25 protein-coding genes are annotated in these 26,506 nt (G+C 53.8%); 22 read left to right on the plus strand and 3 right to left on the minus strand.

What is annotated here, in order from left to right; genetic code table 11:
• Positions 1-22: 22 nt before the first annotated feature.
• Together rcsB and rcsD are read right to left on the minus strand one after the other, a co-directional pair.
• Positions 23-673 (minus strand): response regulator transcription factor RcsB, encoded by a 651-nt coding sequence (rcsB, locus tag ACO7SM_RS07230; protein WP_490470271.1) that lies wholly within the window; start codon positions 671-673, stop codon positions 23-25.
• A gap of 16 nt (positions 674-689) precedes the next feature.
• Positions 690-3,359: a phosphotransferase RcsD gene (gene rcsD, locus ACO7SM_RS07235; RefSeq protein ID WP_490470272.1), complete on the minus strand. Its 2,670-nt coding sequence runs from the start codon at positions 3,357-3,359 to the stop codon at positions 690-692.
• A gap of 743 nt (positions 3,360-4,102) precedes the next feature.
• On the opposite strand from rcsD, the gene ACO7SM_RS07240 reads away from it, so the two are divergent.
• From ACO7SM_RS07240 to mqo, 7 genes are all read left to right on the plus strand, one after another.
• On the plus strand, positions 4,103-5,197 hold the full coding sequence (locus ACO7SM_RS07240; RefSeq protein ID WP_490470273.1) for a porin OmpC: 1,095 nt from the start codon (positions 4,103-4,105) through the stop codon (positions 5,195-5,197).
• Between the two features lie 115 nt (positions 5,198-5,312).
• Positions 5,313-6,374, plus strand: a complete 1,062-nt coding sequence (apbE, locus tag ACO7SM_RS07245; protein ID WP_490470274.1) for an FAD:protein FMN transferase ApbE — start codon at positions 5,313-5,315, stop codon at positions 6,372-6,374.
• A gap of 73 nt (positions 6,375-6,447) precedes the next feature.
• Positions 6,448-7,512, plus strand: a complete 1,065-nt coding sequence (gene ada, locus ACO7SM_RS07250) for a bifunctional DNA-binding transcriptional regulator/O6-methylguanine-DNA methyltransferase Ada (protein ID WP_490470884.1) — start codon at positions 6,448-6,450, stop codon at positions 7,510-7,512.
• Positions 7,512-8,168 (plus strand): DNA oxidative demethylase AlkB, encoded by a 657-nt coding sequence (gene alkB, locus ACO7SM_RS07255; protein WP_490470885.1) that lies wholly within the window; start codon positions 7,512-7,514, stop codon positions 8,166-8,168. The genes ada and alkB overlap by 1 nt, the downstream gene beginning before the upstream one ends.
• A 69-nt stretch (positions 8,169-8,237) precedes the next feature.
• Positions 8,238-9,881, plus strand: a complete 1,644-nt coding sequence (locus tag ACO7SM_RS07260) for a multidrug ABC transporter permease/ATP-binding protein (protein ID WP_490470275.1) — start codon at positions 8,238-8,240, stop codon at positions 9,879-9,881.
• Positions 9,882-10,061: 180 nt separating this feature from the next.
• A complete protein-coding gene (gene mgtE / locus ACO7SM_RS07265) occupies positions 10,062-11,498 on the plus strand; it encodes a magnesium transporter (protein ID WP_490470276.1) in 1,437 nt (478 codons plus the stop codon).
• Positions 11,499-11,653: 155 nt separating this feature from the next.
• Entirely contained in the window at positions 11,654-13,309 is a 1,656-nt protein-coding gene (mqo, locus tag ACO7SM_RS07270; RefSeq protein WP_490470886.1) for a malate dehydrogenase (quinone), read from the plus strand.
• 81 nt (positions 13,310-13,390) lie between these two features.
• On the opposite strand, the gene eco is transcribed toward mqo, so the two are convergent.
• The gene (gene eco, locus ACO7SM_RS07275; protein ID WP_490470887.1) at positions 13,391-13,888 is read right to left on the minus strand and encodes a serine protease inhibitor ecotin; all 498 of its coding nucleotides are present in this window, start codon (positions 13,886-13,888) and stop codon (positions 13,391-13,393) included.
• A 411-nt stretch (positions 13,889-14,299) separates the two neighbouring features.
• Here eco and napF point away from each other — a divergent pair, with 411 nt between their 5' ends.
• The 15 genes from napF to ACO7SM_RS07350 all read left to right on the plus strand — a co-directional run bounded on the left by napF (position 14,300) and on the right by ACO7SM_RS07350 (position 26,504).
• On the plus strand, positions 14,300-14,791 hold the full coding sequence (napF, locus tag ACO7SM_RS07280; RefSeq protein ID WP_490470277.1) for a ferredoxin-type protein NapF: 492 nt from the start codon (positions 14,300-14,302) through the stop codon (positions 14,789-14,791).
• The gene (gene napD, locus ACO7SM_RS07285) at positions 14,781-15,044 is read left to right on the plus strand and encodes a chaperone NapD (protein ID WP_162379194.1); all 264 of its coding nucleotides are present in this window, start codon (positions 14,781-14,783) and stop codon (positions 15,042-15,044) included. Before napF ends, napD begins: the two co-directional genes overlap by 11 nt.
• Complete coding sequence (gene napA / locus ACO7SM_RS07290; protein WP_490470278.1) at positions 15,041-17,527, plus strand: nitrate reductase catalytic subunit NapA; 2,487 nt, start codon at positions 15,041-15,043, stop codon at positions 17,525-17,527. Before napD ends, napA begins: the two co-directional genes overlap by 4 nt.
• Positions 17,528-17,533: 6 nt before the next feature.
• Positions 17,534-18,229, plus strand: a complete 696-nt coding sequence (gene napG / locus ACO7SM_RS07295) for a ferredoxin-type protein NapG (RefSeq protein ID WP_490470279.1) — start codon at positions 17,534-17,536, stop codon at positions 18,227-18,229.
• Positions 18,216-19,079: a quinol dehydrogenase ferredoxin subunit NapH gene (napH, locus tag ACO7SM_RS07300; RefSeq protein ID WP_490470280.1), complete on the plus strand. Its 864-nt coding sequence runs from the start codon at positions 18,216-18,218 to the stop codon at positions 19,077-19,079. Before napG ends, napH begins: the two co-directional genes overlap by 14 nt.
• The gene (napB, locus tag ACO7SM_RS07305) at positions 19,076-19,525 is read left to right on the plus strand and encodes a nitrate reductase cytochrome c-type subunit (RefSeq protein WP_490470281.1); all 450 of its coding nucleotides are present in this window, start codon (positions 19,076-19,078) and stop codon (positions 19,523-19,525) included. Before napH ends, napB begins: the two co-directional genes overlap by 4 nt.
• Before the next feature lie 9 nt (positions 19,526-19,534).
• Positions 19,535-20,137, plus strand: coding sequence for a cytochrome c-type protein NapC (gene napC / locus ACO7SM_RS07310; protein ID WP_192612841.1), 603 nt, complete (start codon positions 19,535-19,537; stop codon positions 20,135-20,137).
• A 14-nt stretch (positions 20,138-20,151) separates the two neighbouring features.
• Positions 20,152-20,778 (plus strand): cytochrome c biogenesis heme-transporting ATPase CcmA, encoded by a 627-nt coding sequence (gene ccmA / locus ACO7SM_RS07315; RefSeq protein ID WP_490470282.1) that lies wholly within the window; start codon positions 20,152-20,154, stop codon positions 20,776-20,778.
• Positions 20,775-21,434, plus strand: coding sequence for a heme exporter protein CcmB (gene ccmB, locus ACO7SM_RS07320; RefSeq protein WP_490470283.1), 660 nt, complete (start codon positions 20,775-20,777; stop codon positions 21,432-21,434). The genes ccmA and ccmB overlap by 4 nt, the downstream gene beginning before the upstream one ends.
• A gap of 107 nt (positions 21,435-21,541) precedes the next feature.
• Positions 21,542-22,279, plus strand: a complete 738-nt coding sequence (locus ACO7SM_RS07325) for a heme ABC transporter permease (RefSeq protein ID WP_490470284.1) — start codon at positions 21,542-21,544, stop codon at positions 22,277-22,279.
• On the plus strand, positions 22,276-22,488 hold the full coding sequence (gene ccmD, locus ACO7SM_RS07330; RefSeq protein ID WP_490470285.1) for a heme exporter protein CcmD: 213 nt from the start codon (positions 22,276-22,278) through the stop codon (positions 22,486-22,488). Before ACO7SM_RS07325 ends, ccmD begins: the two co-directional genes overlap by 4 nt.
• On the plus strand, positions 22,485-22,964 hold the full coding sequence (ccmE, locus tag ACO7SM_RS07335; RefSeq protein ID WP_490470286.1) for a cytochrome c maturation protein CcmE: 480 nt from the start codon (positions 22,485-22,487) through the stop codon (positions 22,962-22,964). The genes ccmD and ccmE overlap by 4 nt, the downstream gene beginning before the upstream one ends.
• Complete coding sequence (locus ACO7SM_RS07340) at positions 22,961-24,904, plus strand: heme lyase CcmF/NrfE family subunit (RefSeq protein WP_490470287.1); 1,944 nt, start codon at positions 22,961-22,963, stop codon at positions 24,902-24,904. The genes ccmE and ACO7SM_RS07340 overlap by 4 nt, the downstream gene beginning before the upstream one ends.
• The gene (dsbE, locus tag ACO7SM_RS07345; RefSeq protein ID WP_301698322.1) at positions 24,901-25,458 is read left to right on the plus strand and encodes a thiol:disulfide interchange protein DsbE; all 558 of its coding nucleotides are present in this window, start codon (positions 24,901-24,903) and stop codon (positions 25,456-25,458) included. Before ACO7SM_RS07340 ends, dsbE begins: the two co-directional genes overlap by 4 nt.
• Positions 25,455-26,504, plus strand: coding sequence for a cytochrome c-type biogenesis protein CcmH (locus tag ACO7SM_RS07350; protein ID WP_490470288.1), 1,050 nt, complete (start codon positions 25,455-25,457; stop codon positions 26,502-26,504). The genes dsbE and ACO7SM_RS07350 overlap by 4 nt, the downstream gene beginning before the upstream one ends.
• Positions 26,505-26,506 lie beyond the last annotated feature (2 nt).

Here is a 26,506-nt window from a genome sequence, read left to right on the forward strand (position 1 = left end):
GGCTCGTGACGCTCAATAATTATCAATCTTTGTCGTTTGGACTCAGCGTTACCGAAGAGAGGTAATTCAGCAGCGCGATATCGTTCTCCACGCCCAGCTTCATCATCGCCGATTTCTTCTGGCTGCTGATGGTTTTGATGCTGCGGTTGAGCTTTTTAGCAATCTCCGTCACCAGGAAACCTTCGGCGAACAGACGCAGTACTTCACTCTCTTTCGGTGACAAACGTTTGTCACCGTAACCGCCCGCGCTGATTTTTTCCAACAGGCGAGAAACGCTTTCCGGGGTGAATTTTTTGCCCTTTTGCAGCGCGGCCAGCGCTTTTGGCAAGTCGGTTGGGGCGCCTTGTTTCAGGACGATGCCCTCAATATCGAGATCCAGCACGGCGCTCAGGATCGCCGGGTTGTTGTTCATGGTCAGAACAATGATCGATATGTTCGGGAAATGGCGCTTGATATATTTGATCAAGGTGATCCCGTCACCGTATTTATCTCCCGGCATTGAGAGATCGGTGATTAAAACATGCGCATCCAGTTTAGGGAGATTGTTGATCAGTGCTGTGGAGTCTTCAAATTCGCCGACAACATTCACCCACTCGATTTGTTCAAGTGATTTGCGAATACCGAACAGTACAATCGGATGGTCATCGGCAATAATTACGTTCATATTGTTCATGTATTGGGCTACCTTGCTACAGCAAGCTTTTGACGTAAGCGTCAATGTCGCTGATGTATTTTTCTATACCTGGAGCATCTTTCTCACGAATAAGATGTTCCAGCGTTTCACATAACTGCTTGCCGGGTACCAGATTAAGCATGGCAAACACCCCTTTCAGGCGGTGGGCCGTTTGGGCCAGCGCAGCAAAATCGCTGGTTTCCGCCTCAGTATACAACCTCTTAACATCATCCGGTACTGTGTCTACAAATAGCGCGTAATACCCGCTGGCATGAAGTTCGGCGTTTTCATCTCCTCCCAGAGGGGACTCTGGAATTTCTTCCTGCGCCAGTTGCTCTTCGATAAGTTGTAAGACAGCTTCCTGCATAGCATTGCTCATATTAAAGTTGACGCGCAGTTGGCCAGGGCCGATTTTTCGCACGCCTGACTCATCATCGCTTAAAAGCAAGCCTGAGGCAGTAAGATTAGACGGATTATCCGTTAAAAAGAGATCATATTCTTGACTTACCAGCCGTTCGTCCGGAGTAAGACACGTCGCGCCCCAGTTTTCCAGTTGGCGAACCACAATATTGCGCACGTCGTTAGAGGTGACATCCACCATCACACAAACGTCATCAAGCAGGCGCTCTTCGACTTCGGCATGCTGGTCGTGCGGCGTCATTTTAACATGGACGGTATAGCGCGTGCCGAGCGTTTCCCGCGTTTTGATATTCAGATGGCCGCCGAGTTTGCGGGCTAACTGGTCACACAACCAGAAGGTGAGCGGGTTCGCTTTGCCGTAATGGTCGCCCTGCGTTTCATTAATATACGGGAAATGCAGATTATCTATTTCACCCGGTGCCACACCTTCACCGGTATCCAGAATGCGGAAGGTCAGACGTTCTTCAGCGGACTCATCCTGATCAACTTCAAGGGTGATTTTGCCGATCTGTGTTGTGGTGACGGCGTACTGGATCAGCAGCAGCAAGATCCGGCGCAGAGCGTCGCGATCGCCGCGTCGCTCGTCGCTGGCGCTAAGATGATTATTGATCAACAGTTGCAGCCCTTTGCGCTTAATCACCGGCAGAACCTCCGGTACGACTTCATCGATCAGCGCCTGAACAGAGAACAGTGTCGATTCACTCTTCCAGCTATCATTCTCCAGAATGTTCGCGAGTTGAATTTCATCCACCATACGTACCAGTACATCGGCCTGATTAGCCAGTTTTTGGCTGTCAGGGGTATTCAATGCGGCGGCGTTAACCGCCAGTATGCGTGCTGGTTCTTTCAATGCTGCGCCGATATTCTGCATAAATGCGGCACGACCCTGCTGGTTTTTCTCATACAACCGCTGTGCCTGCTTAAGCTTCTTATTGACCAATACCTCACGATCCTGATCGCGAATAATAAAGATCTGGGTGCGCGGCGCAATCTGGCTACGGAACAGGCGAATTTCATACAGCTCATTATTGATAGTGGCCTGGATAATCCCCTGGTGCTGTTCCGCCATGTTGGTGATGTTCTGCAAATTTAAGTGCGGTAGCAGATGATCGGCAATTTTATTGCTGATCACCGTCCGATTGGCTTCCTGGTCATGAACCAACAGACCGAGAGGCAGCAGGGAGACGATCTCTTCATTAATAGCACGCAGAATACGCAGTTCATTATTTGCCGCGGTATTTGGCGCGACTTCCGTTGAGCGGACAGGCTGGTGGCGAAAGGTGGTGTAACCAAACAACGCCAGCGCGAGCAGACCGATATTGAGCAGCAACGGCAGCAGGATATTTTGCAACGTTTCAAGCAGCAGCGTCCCGAAAGGCACCAGCCAGACCAGACGCATATCCGTTGAATTCAGGGCTGATGAAATTTCAATTTTAGCGCTGTTGAAACTGATGCTGACGCTGTCTGGCGACTCTTTCTCATTATTATGTACGGTCGTGGGTGTGGCGTCAGGCTCAAGACGGAAGCTGTCCAGCGGCATGCCGGGCGGGATCAGATCGTTAATCGGCAGATCGAATGCCACCACGGTCGCCAGATGTCCGGGTTGGTTAAAGGTTGTACGTAACGTGAAGTAATGCCCGTTTTGCCATGTCAGATGACGCAGAGAAGAGAAACTTTCTCTTTCATCCAGCGCGTTCGCCTGTTGCAGCATTTCCGCGCGTCGCGAGTCGACGATATTGCCAATGGTCGACTCTTTAAAGCCGGACGCCAGATCTTTAAGCGGCAACGTGGAGATGAGGATTAAGCTGTTGTCCTGCCCGTTCAGGTAATACATCGACCACGGTACTGTCTCGGCGCCCCACAACGTGTCCAGATACGTTGAAATACGCTGGGTCATTTCCAGCGTCGAACTGTCATGGGAGCCAAAAATGAGGGCTTCGGTCTTACGACGCGGTTTTTCCAGATAGTAGACGTCTTGTTTCAGCCGCGTTTCTTGCAGGCCTTCCCCTGTTGAAGGGTTGGCGGTTGCGGCGATGTTGTCATAAATTTGCCACGTTACGTAACGCCAGGTATCGACCCGTTTATGCAGCGCGTGGGTGATATCGACAATCTGATAGCTTTTATCTTTCAGCCAGGCATTCACGGCGCTTTGCACCATTACACCCATCGTCACCAGCAACACAATGATCAGTAATAAAAAGAAACGGGTAATGCTTCCCGGCAGAAGGGAGAATCGGGTAGAAACCGTTGTGTCAGTCTGACGCATTCGTGTTTATGACCTGTTAACAAGGCGAAAGGGGATAGGGCAGTATAAAGGGTAATGTGTGAATTTCCAGACTCTCGCCTCTTACCGACGCTGCATTTCCGTTTGCCTGAAGGATAAGCATTGCTACTGTATAAATGTGTACATCGCATGAAATGGGGTACACATATTTAGGAAAATACTGAAAAATGCAGCATTAAATAACAAGATAATATTTTTGGCATTAATTCTGAGCGTGTCTGGAATAAAACGCTGAATTTCCGTAGCTCTTTTTTACGTGGTAGCACAATGTGAAGGGGTGCAGTGTAAAGAAGGGTAAAAAAAAACCGAATGCAGTGCATTCGGCTGAAATAGGGGTAAACAGACATTCAGAAATGAATGACGGTAATAAATAAAGTTAATGATGATAGCGTTTTTATTTTAGTGATCGATGAGTCTTTTGTTTTGTCATTCAGTGCTATGAAACTTATCTGTGTAATGCTCTGTTTTTAAAGTGAAAATTAAATAATCTTGTTAATTTGTGCTTATTTTTGGCATTTTCCGATTTAAAAAAAGTTCCATGATATTAACATTCAGAAACATCTATACTGATAAATGAAACATTTTAAAAGTTTTAGTATCATATTCGTGTTGGATTATTCTGTCATTTTGAGGAGAATGAAGTTGCCGACTGGTTAATGAGGGTTAACCAGTATGCAGTGGCAATAAAAAAAGCAAATAAAGGCATATAACAGAGGGTTTACAAAATGAAAGTTAAAGTACTGTCCCTCCTGGTACCGGCTCTGCTGGTAGCGGGTACCGCGAATGCGGCTGAAATTTATAACAAAGACGGCAACAAATTAGATCTGTACGGTAAAGTCGACGGTCTGCACTATTTCTCCGATGACAACAGTAAAGATGGCGATCAGACCTACATGCGTCTTGGCTTCAAAGGCGAAACCCAGGTAAACGACCAACTGACCGGTTACGGCCAGTGGGAATACCAGATTCAGGGCAACACGTCTGAAAACCAAAATGATTCCTGGACCCGTCTGGCGTTTGCTGGTCTGAAATTCGGTGATGCAGGTTCATTCGACTACGGTCGTAACTACGGTGTGGTTTACGATGTGACCTCCTGGACCGACGTTCTGCCGGAGTTCGGCGGCGACACCTACGGTTCTGACAACTTCATGCAACAGCGTGGTAACGGCTTCGCGACCTACCGTAACTCTGACTTCTTCGGCATGGTTGATGGCCTGAACTTCGCCATTCAGTATCAGGGTAAAAACGGCAGCCCAAGCGGTGAAGACCAGACAAACAACGGTCGTGATGCTCTGAGACAGAACGACGAAGGTGTTGGCGGTTCTATCACTTATGATATCGGTGAAGGCTTCGGTATCGGTGCTGCGGTTTCTGGTTCTAACCGTACCTTTGATCAGAACAACTCTGGTTATATCGGTACCGGCGATCGTGCTGAAACCTACACCGGTGGTCTGAAATATGACGCCAACAACGTTTACCTGGCTGCACAATACACCCAGACCTACAACGCGACTCGCACTGGCGATCTGGGTTGGGCTAACAAAGCACAGAACTTCGAAGTGGTTGCACAGTACCAGTTCGACTTCGGTCTGCGTCCGTCCGTTGCCTACCTGCAGTCCAAAGGTAAAGACCTGGGCCGTGGCTACGGCGATCAGGACATCGTGAAATATGTTGATGTTGGCGCGACTTACTACTTCAACAAAAACATGTCCACCTATGTTGATTACAAAATCAACCTGCTGGATGACAACCGCTTTACCAACGATGCCGGTATCAGCACCGATGACATCGTCGCTCTGGGTCTGGTTTACCAGTTCTAATTGTCGGTTATGTCAACCAAAGGGCCTACGGGCCCTTTTTTAATGCCTTTATTCCGGCGTACAAATAACTGTTTTTGGTGTACTCTTGCGCCCGTTCGCATGAGGATAATCACGTATGGAAATGACTTCTTTTCGGGCAGTCCTGTTGGCTGTCACGCTCTTTTTTGTGGGATGCGATAACGCCCCACAGCCGGTTAAGTCGGTTAATTCGGTTCCCAAGGCGCAGGTGCTGGAAGGTAAAACGATGGGAACCTTCTGGCGGGTCAGTGTGGTGGACGCTGATGCCAAACGCCTCCAGGATCTACGAGTTCGGATTCAGACTCAGCTTGATGCTGACGATCAACTGCTCTCTACTTATAAAAATGATTCCGCATTAATGCGCTTTAATCAGTCGCAAAGTCTCTCGCCCTGGCCTGTCAGTGAAGCGATGGCCGATATTGTCACCTCTGCGTTGCGTATTGGCGCAAAAACGGACGGCGCGATGGACATTACCGTCGGCCCGCTGGTCAATCTGTGGGGTTTTGGCCCCGATCAACAGCCGGTGAAGATCCCCACTCAGGAACAGATTGATGCCGCAAAAGCCAAAACCGGACTGGCACATCTGACGGTGATTGAGCAGGCGCGGCAACAATATTTGCAAAAAGATATCGCGGACGTGTACGTCGACCTCTCCACCGTTGGTGAGGGATATGCGGCAGATCATCTGGCGTATTTGATGGAACAGGAAGGTATTTCTCGTTATCTGGTTTCTGTGGGCGGCGCGCTGAGCAGTCGTGGCATGAATGCCGAAGGGCATCCGTGGCGGGTGGCTATCCAGAAACCGACTGACCAGGAAAATGCGGTGCAGGCGGTTGTCGATATCAACGGGCATGGCATCAGCACCTCCGGCAGCTATCGCAACTATTATGAACTGGACGGTAAACGCCTCTCTCATGTTATTGATCCGCAAACCGGGCGTCCTATTGAGCACAACCTGGTGTCGGTCACGGTGATTGCCCCGACGGCGCTGGAAGCCGATGGCTGGGATACCGGACTGATGGTGCTCGGCACGGAAAAAGCGAAAGAGGTGGTTCGCCGTGAAGGGCTGGCCGTTTACATGATAGTTAAAGAAGGCGACGGCTTTAAGACCTGGATGTCTCCGCAGTTCCAGGGCTTTCTCATTAGCGAGAAAAATTAAAAAGCAAGATTGCGGGTTTTCGTTCGATGGTTTGTGGACACACTAAGCACTATGCTTACCGAAGGAGTCCATGATGAAAAATGTCTTACGAGTAAATGATGATCAACGCTGGCAGTCGGTACTGGAACGCGATCCCAATGCCGACGGCCAGTTTGTCTTTGCGGTGACGACGACGGGGATCTTCTGCCGACCCTCCTGTCGGGCGAAGCATGCTCTGCGTAAAAACGTCCGTTTTTTCGTGGATGCCGGTGAAGCGCTGGCCGCAGGATTCTGTCCCTGCAAACGGTGCCAGCCAGACAAAGAAAACGCCCATCAACAGCGTCTGGATAAAATCACCCGCGCCTGCCATTTGCTGGAGCAGGATACTCCCATCACGTTAGAGGCTCTGGCGCAGGACGTTGCCATGAGTCCGTTTCATTTACACCGTTTGTTTAAAGCGACGACGGGAATGACCCCAAAAGCGTGGCAGCAGTCGTATCGCGCCCGCCGTTTGCGTGACGCGCTGGTAAAAGGGGAGACGGTAACGCAGGCGGTTCTCAACGCCGGCTATCCTGATAGCAGCAGCTACTACCGCAAAGCCGATGAAACGTTAGGCATGACGGCGAAGCAGTTTCGCAAAGGAGGCGACAAGGTGACCGTACGCTATACCTTGGCGGACTGTACGCTGGGTCGCTGCCTGGTGGCGGAAAGCGAACGCGGGATCTGTGCGATCCTGCTGGGTGACGACGATGCCGGGCTTATCGCCGGGCTCCATGAAATGTTTCCCGCCGCCCTTGATGAACCTGCGGATGCGGATTTTCAGCAACGGGTTCAGCAGGTGATGACCAGTATCAATGCCCGTAACACGCCGCTGGTTTTACCGCTGGACATCCAGGGGACTGCATTCCAGCAACAGGTCTGGCAGGCATTACGCGCCATTCCCTGCGGTGAAACGGTCAGTTATCAGCAGCTTGCCAACGCCATCGGAAAACCGAAAGCGGTGCGTGCCGTGGCCAGCGCCTGTGGGGCAAATAAGCTGGCGATTGTGATCCCCTGTCATCGTGTGGTGCGGGGCGATGGCTCGCTTTCCGGCTATCGCTGGGGCGTGGCGCGTAAGGCGCAACTGCTCAAACGCGAGACGCAACCTGAGGAGTCATGATGCTGGATCTGTTTGCGGACGCTGAGCCCTGGCAAGAGCCGCTGGCGCCAGGTGCGGTGATCCTGCGTCGTTTTGCCTCCAGCGCGGCGCAGAGACTGCTGCAGGATATTTTGGCGATTGCCAGCCAGTCACCATTTCGCCATATGATTACCCCCGGCGGGTACACCATGTCAGTGGCGATGACCAACTGCGGCCCGCTGGGCTGGACTACCGATCAGCACGGTTATCTGTACTCGCCCGTCGACCCGTTGACGGGCGAACGCTGGCCGCCATTGCCTGAGTCGTTCGCCAGCCTGTGCCAACAGGCTGCAACGGCGGCAGGTTACCCCGACTTTATGCCAGACGCCTGTCTTATCAACCGTTATGCGCCGGGGGCGAAACTGTCGCTGCATCAGGATAAAGATGAGCCTGACCTGCGCGCCCCCATTGTCTCGTTTTCGCTTGGGTTGCCCGCTGTCTTCCAGTTTGGCGGTCTGCGCCGCAATGACCCGTTAAAACGGCTTTTGCTTGAGCATGGCGATGTTGTGGTCTGGGGCGGAGAATCCCGATTGTTTTATCATGGTATACAACCGCTTAAAGCGGGTTTTCATCCGTTGACCGCCGACTGTCGCTACAATCTGACATTCCGGCAAGCTGGTAAACGGGAATTAAAATAAGAATTATTATTGCTGTCGGCGTTGAGATGTTTAAACTGCGGGCTGTTATTACTTGTTCGGGTTGTCTGCATGGAACTTCTTCTTCTTGTCTGGCGGCAGTATCGCTGGCCATTTATCAGCGTCATGGCGCTCAGCCTCGCCAGTGCTGCGCTGGGGATCGGGCTGATTGCCTTTATCAACCAACGTCTGATCGAAACGGCCGACGTCTCGCTGAGGGTATTACCGGAATTTCTCGGATTGCTGCTGTTGCTGATGGCGGTGACGCTTGGATCGCAACTGGCGCTGACGACGTTGGGACACCATTTTGTCTACCGTCTGCGCAGCGAGTTTATCAAACGTATTCTGGATACCCGTGTTGAACGTATCGAACAACTGGGCAGCGCGTCGTTACTCGCCGGTTTAACCAGTGATATTCGCAACATTACCATTGCGTTTGTGCGCCTGCCTGAACTGGTGCAGGGCATCATCCTGACCCTCGGTTCTGCGGCCTATCTCGCCATGCTCTCAACCAAAATGTTGCTGATCACCGCAATCTGGGTGGCGGTAACCATCTGGGGTGGGTTCGTGCTGGTGGCGCGGGTTTACCGGCATATGGCGACGCTGCGCGAAACGGAAGACAAACTGTATAACGACTATCAGACCGTGCTGGAAGGGCGTAAAGAACTGACCCTGAACCGTGAGCGCGCGGAACATATTTTTAACCAGTTATATGTGCCGGATGCGAAAGAGTACCGTCACCACATTATTCGCGCTGACACCTTTCATCTCAGTGCCGTCAACTGGTCGAATATCATGATGTTGGGGGCGATTGGCCTGGTCTTCTGGATGGCAAATAGTCTCGGTTGGGCAGACACTAACGTGGCCGCGACCTATTCTCTGACGCTGCTTTTCCTGCGTACGCCGCTGTTATCTGCGGTGGGGGCGCTCCCGACCTTGCTCACCGCTCAGGTGGCGTTCAATAAACTCAATAAATTTTCTCTGGCGCCGTTTAAAGCTGAATTCCCACGCCCCAACGCATTCCCGAACTGGAAAACGCTGGAGTTGCGTAATGTGGTGTTCCACTACCAGGACAATGCGTTTTCGGTGGGGCCGGTCAATCTGACGATTCATCGGGGGGAGTTACTGTTTCTGATTGGCGGCAACGGGAGCGGAAAATCGACGCTGGCGATGCTGTTGACCGGGTTATATCAACCGCAGTCCGGCGAAATTTTGCTGGACGGTGAAGCGGTTCCGGCAGACAAACCTGAAGACTATCGTAAGCTCTTTTCCGCCGTATTTACCGATGTCTGGCTGTTTGATCAATTGTTGGGGCCAGAAGGAAAATCCGCCGATCCCGCTCTGGTGCAGAAGTGGCTTGAGCACCTGAAAATGGCGCACAAACTTGAGTTAAGCGATGGGCGTATTCTGAACCTGAAGCTGTCAAAGGGGCAGAAAAAACGCGTGGCGCTGCTGCTGGCGTTGGCGGAGGAGCGTGACATTATTCTGCTGGATGAGTGGGCCGCCGATCAGGATCCGCATTTCCGCCGCGAATTCTACCAGGTGCTGTTGCCGCTAATGCAGGAAATGGGAAAAACCATTTTTGCCATCAGCCATGATGATCACTACTTTATTCACGCCGATCGTCTGCTCGAAATGCGCAATGGGCAGCTTAGTGAACTGGTGGGTGATGAACGTGACGCCGCATCGCGTGATGCCCTGGCGCGTACCGCCTGACCTCCCTGGCCGGATGAAGCGTTGCGTCATCTGGCCAAATAGCCCGATAGCGCGACGCTTATCGGGCTTTCGCTCTTCCGTATAACGCCGCATTTTTATCCAACCACGTTGACCGTTTATTGTTATTTACATTTTTGGGGGCCATCCTTACTGGCATTCCATAATTTGGATTTATAACTAATGACCGTAACAACGAAAAACACCGCCAGGCAACGTGATCAAGAGCGTGCCCGCCTCATCTGGTTGCTGACCACCGATAAAGCCGTTATTTCCACCCTGTTAGGCAAACTCACCCTGGCTGAGCAATATGACGTCGGTACGTTATCCGACGATATTGCTGAGGTAGGGGCGTTGGTCGCTCACCTGCCGCCTGCCGACCTCGCTGATACCCTGGAAGCGTTGCCTTCCGAAGAGCGTCACGCGCTGTGGCGACTGGTTGAAAGTGAAAAACGCGGCAAAGTGTTGATTGAAGCCTCAGAAAACGTCTGGGACGATTTGATTGACGAAATGACCGACCGCGCGCTGCTGGATGCGTTGCAGTATCTCGACATCGATGAACAGATTTATCTGGTGCAGCATTTGCCGCGTAATCTCACCGGGCGGCTGCTGGCGACCTTGCCGCCGGAAGAACGCGCCCGCGTGCGCCAGGTTATGCACTACGAGAAAAATCGCGTTGGCGCGATCATGGAATTTGAAGTCATTACGGTGCGCCCGGACGTGACGTTAGAAGTGGTGCAGCGCTATTTACGCCGTTTGGGAAAAATGCCGGAAAACACCGATAAACTCTTTGTTATCAATCGGAAAAAAACGCTCGTTGGCGAACTGACGTTAACCTGTATTTTGCTCAACGATGCGCAGAAAAAGGTGAGTGAGGTTATGGATGATGACCCCATGACCTTTGCCCCGGAAGACAAAACCGAGAATGCGGCGCGTACCTTCGAGCGTGACAACCTGGTCAGCGCCGCGGTGGTGGATACGTCGGGTAAATTGATGGGTCGCTTAACCATCGATGAAATTGTCGACGTGGTGTATGAAGAAACGGACACCGATTTGCGGCGCATGGGGGGATTAAGCGCGGAGGAAGACGTCTTTGCCCCGGTCACCAAAGCGGTGAAAACCCGCTGGGCGTGGCTGGCGATCAATCTGTGTACTGCGTTTATCGCCTCCCGCGTGATTGATGGTTTTGAACACACCATTTCGCAACTGGTCGCGCTGGCCTCGCTGATGCCGATTGTCGCCGGGATCGGGGGGAATACCGGGAATCAAACCATCACCATGATCGTGCGGGCGCTGGCGTTACAGCACATTCAGCCGGGGAATTTAACCTTTCTGATCCTGCGCGAGATGGGTGTCGCGTTGATCAATGGCCTGGTCTGGGGCGGGATCATGGGAGGCGTGACCTGGTGGCTTTACGACGATATGGCGCTGGGGGCAGTGATGACCTTAGCCATGGTGCTCAATCTGCTGGTCGCCGCGTTGATGGGGGTCATTATTCCCATGGCGATGCTGAAGTTTGGCCGCGACCCGGCGGTGGGCTCCAGCGTGATGATAACGGCGCTAACGGACACCGGCGGCTTCTTCATTTTTCTCGGACTGGCGACGATTTTCCTCCTTTAGGTTGATAAACATTCAAATATTCAACAATAACTTTAAAATTTTAATATAATTTATAAACAATATTTAAATTTTATGACTTAAATGTTAACGTTAATGCCGATTGATTTTCACCTGCGAAAAGCAAAAAGCGATACTCAAAGTAAGGCATTAACATGATGAAAAAAGCGACGGCCATGCTCTTCACCCTGGCCGTGGGACTGAATGTTGTCTCTGTGGCAGCACAAGCGAAAGCGGCCGAAGAGCAAGAAACGGATGTACTGTTGATTGGCGGCGGTATTATGAGCGCCACCCTGGGGACGTATCTACAAGAGCTGGAACCGGAATGGTCTATGACCATGGTCGAGCGACTGGATGGCGTTGCGCAGGAGAGCTCAAACGGCTGGAACAACGCCGGGACAGGGCACTCCGCACTCATGGAGCTGAACTACACGCCGAAGAAAGCCGATGGCTCCATCAGCATTGAAAAAGCCGTCGACATCAACGAATCCTTCCAGATTTCTCGCCAGTTCTGGGCGCATCAGGTCAACAGCGGCGTACTCCACGATCCGCGTTCCTTTATCACGACCGTTCCGCACATGAGCTTCGTCTGGGGCGACGAGAACGTGAACTTCCTGCGCGCCCGTTATGCAGCACTCCAGCAGAGCACTCTGTTCCGCGGTATGCGTTACTCCGAAGATCACGCGCAGATCAAAGAGTGGGCGCCGCTGGTGATGGAAGGGCGCGATCCGAAACAGAAAGTGGCCGCCACGCGGACTGAAATCGGTACTGACGTGAACTACGGTGAAATTACCCGTCAGATGATCGCGTCTTTACAGAAGAAACCAAACTTTGCGCTGCAAGTGAGCACGGAAGTTCGTGGCTTTAAGCGTAACGCGGATAACTCCTGGACCGTGACCGTTGCCGATCTGAAAAACGGTGAAGCAGAGCACGACATCAAAGCGAAGTTTGTCTTTATCGGCGCGGGTGGTGCGGCGCTGAAACTGATGCAGGAGTCCGGTATTCCGGAAGCCGATGGCTATGCCGGATTCCCGGTGGGCGGTCAGTTCCTCGTCTCGGATAACCCGGATGTGGTGAATCGCCATCTGGCAAAAGTGTACGGTCAGGCTTCTGTCGGCGCGCCGCCGATGTCCGTGCCTCATATCGATACCCGTGTTCTGGACGGCAAACGCGTTGTGCTGTTTGGGCCATTTGCGACCTTCTCGACCAAGTTCCTGAAAAACGGTTCACTGTGGGATCTGATGAGTTCAACCACAACATCGAACTTTATGCCGATGGTTAACGTGGGGCTGGACAACTTTGATCTGGTGAAATACTTGCTGAGCCAGGTCATGCTGAGCGATGACGACCGTTTTGACGCGCTGAAAGAGTACTATCCGCAGGCGAAGAAAGAAGACTGGCGTCTGTGGCAGGCGGGTCAGCGCGTGCAGATAATCAAGCGTGATGCAGACAAAGGCGGCGTATTGCGTCTGGGCACCGAAGTGGTAAGCGACAAAGATGGCACCATTGCGGCGCTGCTGGGCGCGTCACCGGGTGCATCAACAGCGGCACCGATCATGCTGCATCTGATGGAAAAAGTGTTTAAGGATAAAGTCGCCAGTCCGCAATGGCAGGCGAAGCTGAAAACGATTGTGCCGTCATACGGAACAAAACTGAACGGAAACGTTGAGGCGACGGAGCAAGAGTTGCAGTACACCAGCGAAGTGCTGGGTCTGAAATATGACAAGCCGCAGGTGGCGGATGCTGCGCCGCAACCGCAACTGAAACCTCAGGCTCAGTCAGAGCGTAAAGAAGTCGCGGATATCGCGCTGTAAAACGCGGTGCCTGATGGCGGCGTAGGCCTACACGGTAGAACATGTAGGCCTGATAAGCGTTGCGCCATCAGGCATTCTGCATTAACGCGCTACTGCGTTCTGAACGTTTTCGTCTGCTTTCCAGATACGGTATTTCACTTCCACGTTTTCAGGGGTATAGACCACGATAGGCAGTTTGCTGTTGTAACGCAGCATCCCGGCATCACCCAAATAAGCGGTGACGAATTTTTTCTCTTTCTTACCTTCCGGGCAGGCCATCATCGTTGAAACAGGCGCCGTGATTTTGTCGACAACGTAGTAGTTGTAGCCCCAGCCTTCCAGGTTTTTGCTTTCCAGTTGGCCGCCAAGACGATGTTGGTTGCAATCTACTTCCAGCGTTTGACCAATCAGCAGTTCTACTTTGAGGGTAGATTCATCCTGCTCAGGTGTAAGTTGGATAACCTGACGTTTCATGCCTTTCTCTGCCTTCGGATACGGCGCGACTTTTTCCAGCGGCTGAGGATTCGTCTCTTGCGTGGTTGCCAATGCAGAAGTACTGGCGAAAGCGGTCAACAGTACCGCAGGAACGAGGGCCTTCATTTTATTGTTCACACTATTTCCTTTTTCTCGCTTATGAACGATTTCGCGCAGCGTAACACATTCACAATTCTTATTAATCTAAATTTACTTATATTTTAAGTGTATTGGTGAGTGGTTTATCTATAATTCAGCTTTATATGCTAATTTTTATAATTTAAATAAGATAAATCTCTGTTTTTGCATTTTTGGTTGGTGGTTGAAAGATAACCTACTGAAATGTGAGCAAAAGCACATTAGCTCTCGGCAATCCGACACTCTTTTGATCCGGCAACAGCATTTACCCCCATCGGGGTATGCACCTCTATCACATCCTGAAATATCGTACACCTAAAAATAACGACTCATAAAAAGTGCGGTTTTTTTATTGTCGTTCACTCTCCTGAGTAAGCGTCGTTATGGAAGGACAAGGCCATGGTTGATTTATCCCGTCGCGGCATATTGACAGGCGCCTGGCGCAAAGCCAGCAATGGAATCTGTCCGCCGTGGAGCGGGGAAGTCTCACACTTTCTGGCAAATTGTATCCGTTGTGACGCCTGCATTCAGGCATGTGAGAACGGCATCCTGCAGCGAGGCCAGGGCGGCTATCCGAGCGTAAATTTCAAACAGGGCGAGTGCAGCTTTTGTTATGCCTGCGCGCAAGCCTGTTCCGAATCTCTTTTTCTTCCGCGCCACACCAGGGCCTGGGATCTGAATTTTACCCTCGGGCAAGATTGCCTGGCATATCAGTCTGTTGAGTGCCATCGCTGTCAGGATAGCTGTGAACCGATGGCTATCACGTTTCGCCCCACGCTGTCGGGCATTTATCAACCGCAACTTAACAATCAGGCATGCAGTGGATGCGGGGCGTGTGTCGCCACTTGCCCGGTGTCAGCCATAAATGCGGAGTACAACCATGCACACTAACTGGCAGGTTTGTAGCCTGGTCGTTCAGGCGAAAAGCCAGCATATCACCGACATCAGCGCGCAATTACAGCAGTTTTCTGGCTGCGAAGTTGCCCTCAGCGATGTGGAAAGCGGTCAGCTGATCGTGGTGGTAGAAGCAGAACACAGCGAAACGCTGATGCAAACAATTGAGTCGGTACGCAACGTTGCGGGCGTGCTGGCGGTGTCGCTGGTTTATCACCAGCAGGATGAGCAAGGTGAGGAAACACCATGAAACTCAGTCGTCGTAGCTTTATGAAAGCTAACGCCGTTGCGGCCGCTGCGGCGGCTGCCGGGCTAAGCGTGCCGGGCGTTGCCCGCGCCGTGGTTGGTCAGCAGGAAGCCATCAAGTGGGACAAAGCGCCGTGCCGTTTTTGCGGAACGGGCTGCGGCGTGCTGGTGGGGACTCAGCAGGGGCGCGTCGTGGCGTGTCAGGGCGATCCTGAAGCGCCAGTTAACCGCGGGCTTAACTGCATCAAGGGTTACTTTCTGCCGAAAATCATGTACGGAAAAGACCGTTTAACGCAGCCGATGCTGCGTATGAAAGACGGCAAGTACAATAAAGAAGGCGAGTTTACCCCGATTAGCTGGGACCAGGCCTTTGACATCATGGAAGAGAAATTCAAAACCTCTCTGAAAGAGAAAGGGCCAGAAGCGATAGGCATGTTTGGTTCCGGTCAGTGGACTGTCTGGGAAGGTTACGCGGCGGCGAAACTGTTCAAAGCCGGTTTCCGTTCTAACAACATCGACCCGAACGCGCGCCACTGCATGGCGTCGGCGGTGGTGGGCTTTATGCGCACCTTCGGTATGGATGAGCCGATGGGTTGTTATGACGACATCGAACAGGCTGACGCGTTTGTGCTTTGGGGTGCCAATATGGCGGAGATGCACCCGATTCTGTGGTCGCGCATTACCAACCGTCGTTTGTCCGATCCCAATGTGAGCGTGGCCGTGTTGTCCACCTTCCAGCATCGTAGTTTTGAGCTGGCCGATAACGGGATGGTGTTCACACCGCAGACCGATCTGGTGATCCTCAACTACATCGCGAATTACATTATTCAGAACGACGCTATTAATCAGGATTTCTTCAGCAAACACGTCAACCTGCGCAAAGGGGCGACGGACATCGGCTACGGTTTGCGTCCGACCCATCCGCTGGAAAAAGCGGCGAAAAACCCGGGTTCCGACGCCTCTGAGCCGATTAGCTTTGACGAGTACAAAGCGTTCGTCGCCGAGTACACGCTGGAAAAAACCGCTGAAATGACCGGCGTGCCGAAAGATCAGCTTGAACAACTGGCGCAGTTGTACGCCGATCCGAAGAAGAAAGTCATCTCCTACTGGACGATGGGCTTTAACCAGCACACGCGCGGCGTGTGGGCCAACAATCTGGTCTACAACCTGCACCTGCTGACCGGTAAAATTTCGCAACCTGGCTGCGGCCCGTTCTCTCTGACCGGTCAGCCTTCCGCCTGTGGTACCGCCCGTGAAGTGGGAACCTTCTCCCACCGTCTGCCTGCGGATATGGTGGTGACCAATGAGAAGCACCGTGACATCTGTGAGAAACACTGGCAGATCCCGGCGGGCACCATTCCGGCGAAAGTTGGTTTGCACGCGGTGGCGCAGGATCGTGCGCTGAAAGACGGCAAGTTGAACGTCTACTGGACGATGTGTACCAACAACATGCAGGCTGGCCCGAACATTAACGAAGAGCGTATGCCGGGCTGGCGCGATCCGCGCAACTTCATCATCGTCTCCGATCCTTACCCCACCGTCAGCGCGCTGGCTGCCGACCTGATCCTGCCAACGGCGATGTGGGTCGAAAAAGAAGGGGCTTATGGCAACGCCGAGCGCCGTACTCAGTTCTGGCGTCAGCAGATTAAAGCGCCGGGTGAAGCGAAATCTGACCTGTGGCAACTGGTACAGTTCGCACGTCGTTTCAAAACGGAAGAGGTCTGGCCGGAAGCGCTGCTGGCGCAGAAACCGGAACTGCGCGGTAAAACGTTGTATGACGTGCTGTTTGCGACTCCTGCGGTAAGCAAATTCCCGCTGACTGAGCTGGCAGAAGATCAACTCAATGACGAATCCCGCGAGCTGGGTTTCTACCTGCAAAAAGGGTTGTTTGAAGAGTACGCCTGGTTTGGTCGCGGACACGGTCACGATCTCGCCCCGTTCGATGATTATCACAAAGCGCGTGGTATACGCTGGCCGGTGGTCGATGGGAAAGAGACGCTGTGGCGCTACAGCGAAGGCCACGATCCGTACGTGAAAGCGGGTGAAGGCTATAAGTTTTACGGCAAGCCGGATGGCAAAGCGGTGATCTTCGCGCTGCCGTTTGAACCCGCAGCGGAAGCGCCGGATAACGAGTACGACCTGTGGCTTTCCACTGGCCGTGTGCTGGAACACTGGCACACCGGCAGTATGACGCGCCGTGTGCCTGAGCTGCACCGTGCGTTCCCGGAGTCGGTGCTGTTCATTCATCCGCTGGATGCGAAAGCCCGTGATCTGCGTCGCGGCGACAAAGTGAAAGTCGTCTCCCGTCGTGGTGAGGTGATTTCGATTGTCGAAACGCGTGGACGTAACCGTCCGCCGCAGGGGCTGGTGTATATGCCGTTCTTCGATGCCGCGCAGTTGGTGAATAACCTGACGCTAGATGCGACGGATCCTCTCTCCAAAGAGACGGATTTCAAGAAGTGCGCAGTGAAACTGGCGAAGGTGTAAGACGGTATGTCCCGGTCAGCGAAATCGCAAAATGGCCGCCGCCGCTTTCTGCGCGATATGGTTCGCGCAGCAGGCGGGCTGGCAGCCGTTGGCGTGGTGCTGGGGTTACAGCAGCAAACCGCGCGCGCAACGGGCGTGCGGTTGCGACCACCGGGCGCCATCGCTGAAAACGCATTTGCCAGCGCCTGTGTGCGGTGCGGGCAGTGCGTTCAGGCCTGTCCTTATGACACGCTAAAACTGGCGACGCTGGCCTCCGGGCTTGCCGCCGGGACGCCGTATTTCGTCGCCCGCGACATCCCCTGCGAAATGTGTGAAGACATTCCGTGCGCCAAAGTGTGCCCGAGTGGGGCACTGGACCGGGAAATTAGCTCAATTGATGATTCCCGCATGGGGCTGGCGGTATTGCTGGATCAGGAGAACTGCCTCAACTTTCAGGGATTGCGTTGCGACGTCTGCTATCGCGAATGCCCGAAAATTGATGAGGCGATCACCCTGGAACTGGAGCGCAATATGCGCACAGGCAAGCATGCGCGTTTCCTTCCAACCGTTCACAGCGACGCCTGCACAGGCTGCGGTAAGTGCGAAAAAGTCTGTGTTCTGGAGCAACCGGCAATAAAAGTATTGCCGCTGTCGCTGGCGAAAGGGGAGTTGGGTCACCACTACCGCTTCGGCTGGCTGGAGGGGAACGATGGCAAATCGTAAACGTGATGCCGGGCGTGAAGCCCGGGTGAAAAAAGGCTGGTGGCGCAGCCATCGCTGGTTGGTTTTTCGTCGCGTGAGTCAACTGCTGGTGCTGGGAATGTTTCTGAGCGGCCCGTGGTTGGGCGTGTGGATCCTCCACGGTAACTACAGCAGTAGCTTGCTGTTCGACGCCATCCCGTTGACCGACCCGCTGATTGCCTTGCAAAGCCTGGCCAGCGGCCATTTACCCGCCACGGTTGCGCTGACCGGAGCGGTGATCATCACGGTGCTGTATGCCCTTGCGGGAAAGCGATTATTTTGCAGTTGGGTCTGTCCTCTGAACCCCGTCACCGATTTAGCTAACGGGCTACGCAGAAGGTTTGACCTGAATCAGTCCGCGAGCCTCCCTCGTCATATACGGTACGTGCTTCTGGTTATGGTGTTGGTCGGATCGGCCCTGACTGGAACGCTACTGTGGGAATGGATTAACCCGGTTTCTCTGCTGGGTCGAAGCCTGGTGATGGGATTTGGTAGTGGCGCACTGCTGATTATCGCTCTGTTTTTATTTGATTTGCTGGTCGTTGAACACGGCTGGTGCGGGCATCTCTGCCCTTTAGGCGCACTGTATGGCGTGCTGGGAAGCAAAGGCGCGTTAACCGTTGCGGCGAAAGACAGACAGAAATGTAACCGCTGTATGGATTGTTTTCATGTTTGCCCGGAACCGCATGTTCTACGCGCGCCGGTGCTGGATGAGCAAAGCCCGGTGCAGGTCACCAGCCGCGACTGCATGGCCTGCGGTCGTTGCGTGGATGTCTGTTCTGAGGACGTTTTTACAATAACAACACGATGGAGTTCGGGAGCGAAATCATGAAAAGCCATGACCTGATTAAAGCGCTGTGTCAGTGGACGGCCGGGCTGGCCCTGGTGGTCAGTAGTGCGGTTTGGGCAGCAAACGGAGTAGATCTGAGCCAGTCGCCAGAAGTGTCTGGGACGCAGGAAGGGGCGATTCGTATGCCTAAAGAGCAGGAACGCCTGCCGCTGAACTATGTCAATCAGCCCCCTATGGTTCCACACAGCGTGGACGGATACCAGGTAACCACTAACACCAACCGCTGTCTGCAATGTCACGGTGTAGAAAGCTATCGCACCACGGGGGCGCCGCGTATCAGTCCGACGCACTTTATGGATAGCGACGGCAAAGTCTCAAGTGACGTTGCGCCGCGCCGCTATTTCTGTTTGCAGTGCCACGTACCACAGGCAGACGCAGCGCCGATTGTTGAAAACACGTTTACGCCCTCGAAAGGTTACGGGAAATAAGAGGTCATTATGGAAAATTCTAACCGTAAACCGGGTGTCATTAAGCGCGTCTGGCAATGGTGGCGTCGACCCAGCCGTCTGGCGCTGGGCACGTTACTGTTAATCGGTTTTGTCGGCGGCATTATTTTCTGGGGCGGTTTCAACACCGGTATGGAAAAAGCCAACACCGAAGAGTTCTGCATTAGCTGTCACGAAATGCGTAATACGGTTTATCAGGAGTATATGGAAACCGTACACTACAACAACCGCAGCGGCGTGCGGGCAACGTGTCCTGATTGCCACGTCCCACACGAGTGGGGCCCGAAAATGATCCGTAAGATCAAAGCCAGTAAAGAACTGTATGCCAAGGCATTTGGTCTTATCGACACCCCGCAGAAATTTGAAGATCACCGGCTGACCATGGCGCAAAATGAGTGGCGGCGGATGAAAGACAACAATTCGCAAGAGTGTCGCAATTGCCACAACTTCGAGTTTATGGATTTAACGGCCCAGAAAGGCGTTGCGGCTAAAATGCACGACCAGGCCGTGAAAGAAGGGCAAACCTGTATCGACTGTCACAAAGGTATAGCGCATAAACTCCCGGATATGCGCGATGTTAAACCGGGCTTTTAACAGGATGTTGATGAGTGGGAATACTTGAAGCCAGAGAACTCCTCTGCGAGCGAGACGACAGAATATTGTTCAGCGGACTGTCGTTTCGTGTGAAGGCCGGAGAATGGGTACAAATTACCGGAGGCAACGGCGCGGGGAAAACCACGCTCCTGCGCTTGCTTACCGGGCTGGCTCGCCCTGATGCCGGGGAGGTCTACTGGCAAGAGCAACCATTACGCAACGTGCGGGACAGCTATCATCAGGATCTGCTGTGGATAGGACATCAGCCGGGGATCAAAACCCGGCTTTCGGCGTTGGAAAACCTGCGTTTTTTTCATCAGGATGGCGATGTCGCACAGTGCCTTGAGGCCCTCGCGCAGGCTGGACTGGCTGGCTACGAAGACATTCCCGTTAATCAACTTTCTGCCGGACAGCAGCGCCGCGTCGCGCTGGCGCGTCTCTGGCTCACCCGGGCCACACTGTGGATCCTCGACGAACCTTTTACCGCCATTGATGTGAACGGCGTAGAACGCCTGACGCAGCGCATGGCGCATCACACCGACCAGGGCGGGATTGTGATTCTGACCACCCATCAGCCGATGAATGTCGATACCGACAGGATCCGCCGTATTGCGCTGACCGGTGAGAGGGCTGCGCAATGATGTGGCGAATTTTCCGTCTCGAACTGCGGGTTGCGTTTCGTCATAGTGCGGAAATTGCCAATCCATTATGGTTCTTTCTGATTGTTATCACTCTGTTCCCGTTAAGCATTGGCCCTGAGCCGCAGCTTTTAGCGCGCATTGCGCCCGGCATTATCTGGGTGGCTGCGTTGCTCTCCTCGCTGTTGGCGCTGGAGCGCTTATTCCGCGACGACTTACAGGATGGCAGCCTTGAGCAGTTGATGCTGCTGCCATTGCCGTTACCGGCGGTGGTGTTGGCCAAAGTGATGGCGCACTGGATGGTGACGGGACTTCCGTTGCTGATCCTCTCCCCTCTGGTGGCGTTGCTGCTGGGAATGGACGTCTACGGCTGGAAGATTATGGCGCTGACGTTACTGCTGGGGACGCCGACGCTGAGCTTTCTCGGCGCGCCGGGAGTGGGGCTGACGGTGGGGCTTAAGCGCGGCGGCGTGCTGCTGAGTGTGCTGGTGCTGCCGCTGACTATCCCATTATTAATTTTTGCAACCGCCGCGATGGATGCGGCATCCATGCATTTGCCTGTTGAGGGATACATGGCGATCCTCGGCGCGCTGCTGGCAGGCAGTGCGACGTTAAGTCCTTTTGCGACGGCGGCAGCGTTACGCATCAGTATGCAGTAATTTGTGCCTGATGGCGCTGTGCTAGCAGGTGTAGGCCGGATAAAGCATCAGCCGCCATCCGGCATGACGGTAATTTCATTCGTTTGTTTGAGTCTGGTGACTGAATTATGTGGAAAACACTGCATCAACTGGCTATACCGCCACGGCTCTATCAGATCTGTGGTTATTTTGTTCCGTGGCTGGCTATTGCCACCGTGGTGGCGCTGGCGACGGGCTGGATCTGGGGATTCGGCTTCGCCCCGGCAGATTATCAGCAGGGACAAAGCTACCGGATTATTTATCTGCATGTGCCTGCGGCGATCTGGTCGATGGGCATCTATGCCTCAATGGCGGTTGCCGCGTTTATCGGCCTGGTCTGGCAGATGAAAATGGCTAACCTGGCAGTGGCTGCGATGGCGCCGATTGGCGCCGTGTTTACCTTTATTGCGCTGGTCACCGGATCTGCATGGGGCAAACCGATGTGGGGAACCTGGTGGGTATGGGATGCCCGACTCACCTCAGAGCTGGTGCTGCTGTTTCTCTATGTTGGCGTTATTGCGTTGTGGCATGCGTTTGACGACCGCCGTCTGGCCGGTCGTGCGGCAGGTATTTTGGTGCTGATTGGCGTGGTTAACTTACCGATTATTCATTACTCAGTGGAGTGGTGGAACACGCTGCATCAGGGCTCGACGCGCATGCAACAAAGTATTGATCCGGCGATGCGTTCCCCGCTTCGTCTGGCGATTGTGGGGTATCTGCTGCTGTTTATGACCCTGACGTTGATGCGTATGCGCAACCTGATCCTGATGATGGAAAAACGCCGCCCGTGGGTGAGCGAACTGATATTAAAAAGAGGCCGCCAATGACCAGTGCATTTGCATCCTGGAGTGATTTCTTCGCGATGGGCGGTTACGCCTTTTATGTCTGGCTGGCGGTGGTGATGACGCTGATTCCACTGGTGGTGCTGGTGCTGCATACCGTTTCACAGCACCGGGCGATTTTACGCGGTGTGGCGCAACAGAACGCGCGCGAAGCCCGAATGCGGGCGGTGCAGACGCAACAGGAGGTCGCGTGAATATTCGACGTAAAAATCGGTTGTGGATAGCCGTTGCCGTTCTGGGCGGTCTGGCGCTGACCATCACGCTGGTGCTGTATGCGCTGCGTTCCAACATCGATCTGTTTTATACGCCGGGCGAGATTATTTACGGCAAGCGTGAAACGCAACAGTTGCCGGAGGTGGGCCAGCGCTTGCGTGTCGGTGGCATGGTCATGCCGGGAAGTGTGAAACGCGCCCCGGATTCGCTCAAAGTTAACTTCAGCATTTATGACGCCGAAGGCGTAGTGGATGTTACCTACGAAGGCATTCTGCCGGACTTGTTCCGCGAAGGGCAGGGGGTCGTGGTGCAGGGAACGCTGGGGGCGAACAATCATGTTCAGGCAAAAGAGGTGCTGGCCAAACATGATGAAAACTACACGCCGCCAGAGGTTGAAAAAGCGATGCAGGAAAACCATCGCCGCCCGGAAAGCGTCTACAAGGATAAAGCATCATGATGCCTGAGATTGGCAACGCGCTGCTGTGCCTGGCGCTTGGCGTGGCGTTATTGCTCTCGATTTACCCGCTGTGGGGCGTGGCGCGCGGCGATGTGCGCATGATGGCGTCATCGCGACCTTTCGCCTGGCTCCTGTTTATTTGCGTCATGGGCGCTTTTATGGTGCTGGTGAATGCGTTTGTGGTGAACGATTTTACCGTCACCTACGTGGCCAGTAATTCCAACACCCAACTGCCAGTCTGGTATCGTGTGGCGGCCACCTGGGGCGCACATGAAGGCTCGCTGCTGCTGTGGGTGCTGCTGATGAGCGGCTGGACGTTTGCGGTGGCGCTGTTCAGCCAGCGGATGCCGCTGGATATCGTCGCTCGCGTGCTGGCGGTTATGGGCATGGTTAGCGTCGGTTTTCTGCTGTTTATTCTGTTCACCTCGAATCCTTTCGCCCGTACATTGCCGGACTTCCCCATTGAAGGGCGCGATTTAAACCCGCTGTTGCAGGATCCTGGCCTCATTTTCCATCCACCGTTGTTATATATGGGCTACGTTGGGTTCTCGGTGGCGTTTGCTTTTGCTATCGCCTCGTTGATGAGCGGGCGTCTGGACAGCACGTTTGCTCGCTTCTCTCGCCCCTGGACGCTGGCCGCGTGGGTTTTCCTGACGCTCGGCATTGTGCTGGGTTCCGCGTGGGCATATTACGAGCTGGGCTGGGGCGGCTGGTGGTTCTGGGATCCGGTGGAAAACGCCTCATTTATGCCGTGGCTGGTGGGCACCGCGCTGATGCATTCGCTGGCGGTGACGGAACAGCGCGCCAGCTTTAAAGCCTGGACGCTGTTGCTCTCGATTTGTGCTTTCTCGCTTTGTCTGCTGGGGACTTTCCTGGTGCGCTCTGGCGTACTGGTCTCTGTTCACGCGTTTGCCTCTGACCCTTCCCGCGGGATGTTTATTCTTGCCTTTATGGTACTGGTGATTGGCGGTTCGTTGCTGCTGTTTGCCACGCGCGGACACAAGGTGCGCTCACGGGTAAATAACGCCCTGTGGTCGCGTGAGTCACTGCTGCTGGGCAATAACGTGTTGCTCATTGCCGCCATGCTGGTGGTGTTATTGGGTACGCTGATGCCGCTGGTGCATAAACAGTTAGGGCTGGGCAGCATTTCCATCGGCGAACCGTTCTTCAATACCCTGTTTACCTGGCTGATGGCGCCATTCGCGCTGCTGCTGGGGATCGGGCCACTGGTGCGCTGGGGACGTGACAGGCCGCGTAAAATCAAGACGTTACTGGTTATCGCCTTTGTCACCACCCTGGTGCTGTCACTGCTGCTACCGTGGCTGTTTGAGAACAAAATTGTCGCGATGACGGTCGTCGGACTGGCAATGGCAAGCTGGGTTTTTGTGCTGGCAATGGCGGAAGTGGCGCTGCGTATCTCACGCGGCACAAAAATGAGTCTCAGCCATTGGGGAATGGTGGCCGGTCATGTCGGGCTGGCGGTCACCCTGGTGGGGATTGCTTTTAGCCAGAACTACAGCGTTGAACGTGATGTGCGCATGAAGGCGGGTGATAGCGTGGATATTCACGAATATCGCTTTACATTCCGCGAAGTAAAAGAGGTCACCGGGCCAAACTATCGCGGTGGTGTCGCCCTCATTGATGTGACGCGAGAGGGCAAAGCGGAAGCGACGCTCCATGCGGAGAAACGCTTTTACAACAGCAGCCGTTCGATGATGACAGAAGCGGCGATTGATGGCGGGATCACCCGTGATTTGTACGCCGCGCTGGGTGAAGAACTGGAAAACGGCGCATGGGCCGTGCGGTTGTATTACAAACCGTTTATTCGTTGGATATGGGCGGGTGGGTTGCTGATGGCGCTGGGCGGTATCTTCTGCCTGTTTGACCCGCGTTATCGCAAGCGCGCGTGTTCGCGCAACACCGCGGCGGAGGCTGTATGAAGCGCAACGTACTGTTGATACCTTTTGTTATTTTCCTCGTCATCGCCGCTGCGCTGTTGTGGCAACTGGCGCGTAATGCTGAGGGTGACGATCCGACCAATCTGGAGTCGGCGTTGATTGGCAAACCCGTACCGACTTTCCGGCTGGAATCGCTGGAGAATCCCGGTCAGCATTATCAGGCGGACGTATTAACGCAGGGCAAACCGGTATTGCTTAACGTCTGGGCGACCTGGTGCCCGACCTGTCGTGCGGAACATCAGTATCTGAATCAGCTTTCGGCGCAGGGCATCCGGGTGGTGGGGCTGAACTACAAAGATGATCGCCAGAAAGCGATCGTCTGGTTGAAAGAGCTGGGTAACCCTTACGCGCTCAGTCTGTTTGATGGTGACGGTATGCTTGGCCTCGATCTGGGGGTGTACGGCGCACCAGAAACATTCCTTATCGATGGTAAGGGGATCATTCGCTACCGTCATGCGGGCGATCTTAACGCGCGAGTGTGGGAAAGCGAAATCAAGCCGCTGTGGGAAAAATACAGCAAGGAGGCCGCGCAATGAGATTTTTATTGGGGGTGCTGATGCTGGTTATCTCCGGTTCAGCGCTGGCCACCATTGATGTGATGCAGTTTAAGGATGAAGCGCAGGAGCAGCAGTTCCGTCAGCTCACCGAGCAATTGCGTTGCCCGAAATGCCAGAACAACAGCATTGCTGATTCCAACTCGATGATTGCCACCGACCTGCGGCAAAAAGTGTACGAGCTTATGCAGGAAGGTAAAAGCCAGAAAGAAATCGTCGATTATATGGTGGCGCGTTACGGTAATTTCGTTACTTACGATCCGCCGTTAACCCCGTTGACCCTGCTGCTGTGGGTACTCCCGGCAGTGGCTATCGGTGCGGGCGGCTGGGTTATTTTTGCCCGTTCGCGTCGCCGTGTACGGTTGAAGCGGGAAGCATTTCCTGACGAACTCCCCACGCAAGAAAAGCGCGCCGGGTTTGGAATCTATATTCCTGGAATTGTGATTGCCATTGTCGTAGGGGCGGTCAGTTATTATCAGACCGGCAATTATGCGCAGGTGAAAATCTGGCAACAGGCCACCGCACAAACGCCAGCCCTGCTTGAACGTGCGTTGGATCCGAAGGCTCAGCCGCTCAATGAAGAAGAGATGACGCGTCTGGCGCTGGGCTTACGTACTCGCCTGCAAAATGATGAGGGGAATACTGAAGGCTGGATTATGCTCGGGCGTATCGGCATGGTGTTGGGAAACGCCAGCACGGCGACGCAAGCGTATGCCAACGCCTACCGGCTGGATCCTAAAAACAGCGATGCGGCGCTGGGTTATGCAGAAGCGTTAACGCGCTCTTCCGATCCTGATGATAATCGACAGGGAGGCGAGTTACTGCGCCAGTTGGTGAGAAGCGATCATGCTAACGTCCGTGTGCTGAGCATGTATGCGTTTAATGCCTTTGAACAGCAGCGGTATGGTGAGGCGGTGGCGGCCTGGGAGATGATGCTGAAATTACTGCCTGCCAACGATACGCGCAGGGCGGTGCTTGAACGCAGTATTAAACAGGCGATGCAGCAACTGTCGCCTCAGGCAGAGTAAAC

The organism is Citrobacter sp. LJND-P06 (genome assembly GCF_058188415.1).

Bases quoted from the DNA above. Each gene is read 5' to 3' on its own strand.
- rcsB (WP_490470271.1), bottom strand. From the start codon at position 673: ATGAACAATATGAACGTAATTATTGCCGATGACCATCCGATTGTACTG.
- rcsD (WP_490470272.1), bottom strand. From the start codon at position 3,359: ATGCGTCAGACTGACACAACGGTTTCTACCCGATTCTCCCTTCTGCCG.
- ACO7SM_RS07240 (WP_490470273.1), top strand. From the start codon at position 4,103: ATGAAAGTTAAAGTACTGTCCCTCCTGGTACCGGCTCTGCTGGTAGCG.
- apbE (WP_490470274.1), top strand. From the start codon at position 5,313: ATGGAAATGACTTCTTTTCGGGCAGTCCTGTTGGCTGTCACGCTCTTT.
- ada (WP_490470884.1), top strand. From the start codon at position 6,448: ATGAAAAATGTCTTACGAGTAAATGATGATCAACGCTGGCAGTCGGTA.
- alkB (WP_490470885.1), top strand. From the start codon at position 7,512: ATGCTGGATCTGTTTGCGGACGCTGAGCCCTGGCAAGAGCCGCTGGCG.
- ACO7SM_RS07260 (WP_490470275.1), top strand. From the start codon at position 8,238: ATGGAACTTCTTCTTCTTGTCTGGCGGCAGTATCGCTGGCCATTTATC.
- mgtE (WP_490470276.1), top strand. From the start codon at position 10,062: ATGACCGTAACAACGAAAAACACCGCCAGGCAACGTGATCAAGAGCGT.
- mqo (WP_490470886.1), top strand. From the start codon at position 11,654: ATGAAAAAAGCGACGGCCATGCTCTTCACCCTGGCCGTGGGACTGAAT.
- eco (WP_490470887.1), bottom strand. From the start codon at position 13,888: ATGAAGGCCCTCGTTCCTGCGGTACTGTTGACCGCTTTCGCCAGTACT.
- napF (WP_490470277.1), top strand. From the start codon at position 14,300: ATGGTTGATTTATCCCGTCGCGGCATATTGACAGGCGCCTGGCGCAAA.
- napD (WP_162379194.1), top strand. From the start codon at position 14,781: ATGCACACTAACTGGCAGGTTTGTAGCCTGGTCGTTCAGGCGAAAAGC.
- napA (WP_490470278.1), top strand. From the start codon at position 15,041: ATGAAACTCAGTCGTCGTAGCTTTATGAAAGCTAACGCCGTTGCGGCC.
- napG (WP_490470279.1), top strand. From the start codon at position 17,534: ATGTCCCGGTCAGCGAAATCGCAAAATGGCCGCCGCCGCTTTCTGCGC.
- napH (WP_490470280.1), top strand. From the start codon at position 18,216: ATGGCAAATCGTAAACGTGATGCCGGGCGTGAAGCCCGGGTGAAAAAA.
- napB (WP_490470281.1), top strand. From the start codon at position 19,076: ATGAAAAGCCATGACCTGATTAAAGCGCTGTGTCAGTGGACGGCCGGG.
- napC (WP_192612841.1), top strand. From the start codon at position 19,535: ATGGAAAATTCTAACCGTAAACCGGGTGTCATTAAGCGCGTCTGGCAA.
- ccmB (WP_490470283.1), top strand. From the start codon at position 20,775: ATGATGTGGCGAATTTTCCGTCTCGAACTGCGGGTTGCGTTTCGTCAT.
- ACO7SM_RS07325 (WP_490470284.1), top strand. From the start codon at position 21,542: ATGTGGAAAACACTGCATCAACTGGCTATACCGCCACGGCTCTATCAG.
- ccmD (WP_490470285.1), top strand. From the start codon at position 22,276: ATGACCAGTGCATTTGCATCCTGGAGTGATTTCTTCGCGATGGGCGGT.
- ACO7SM_RS07340 (WP_490470287.1), top strand. From the start codon at position 22,961: ATGATGCCTGAGATTGGCAACGCGCTGCTGTGCCTGGCGCTTGGCGTG.
- dsbE (WP_301698322.1), top strand. From the start codon at position 24,901: ATGAAGCGCAACGTACTGTTGATACCTTTTGTTATTTTCCTCGTCATC.
- ACO7SM_RS07350 (WP_490470288.1), top strand. From the start codon at position 25,455: ATGAGATTTTTATTGGGGGTGCTGATGCTGGTTATCTCCGGTTCAGCG.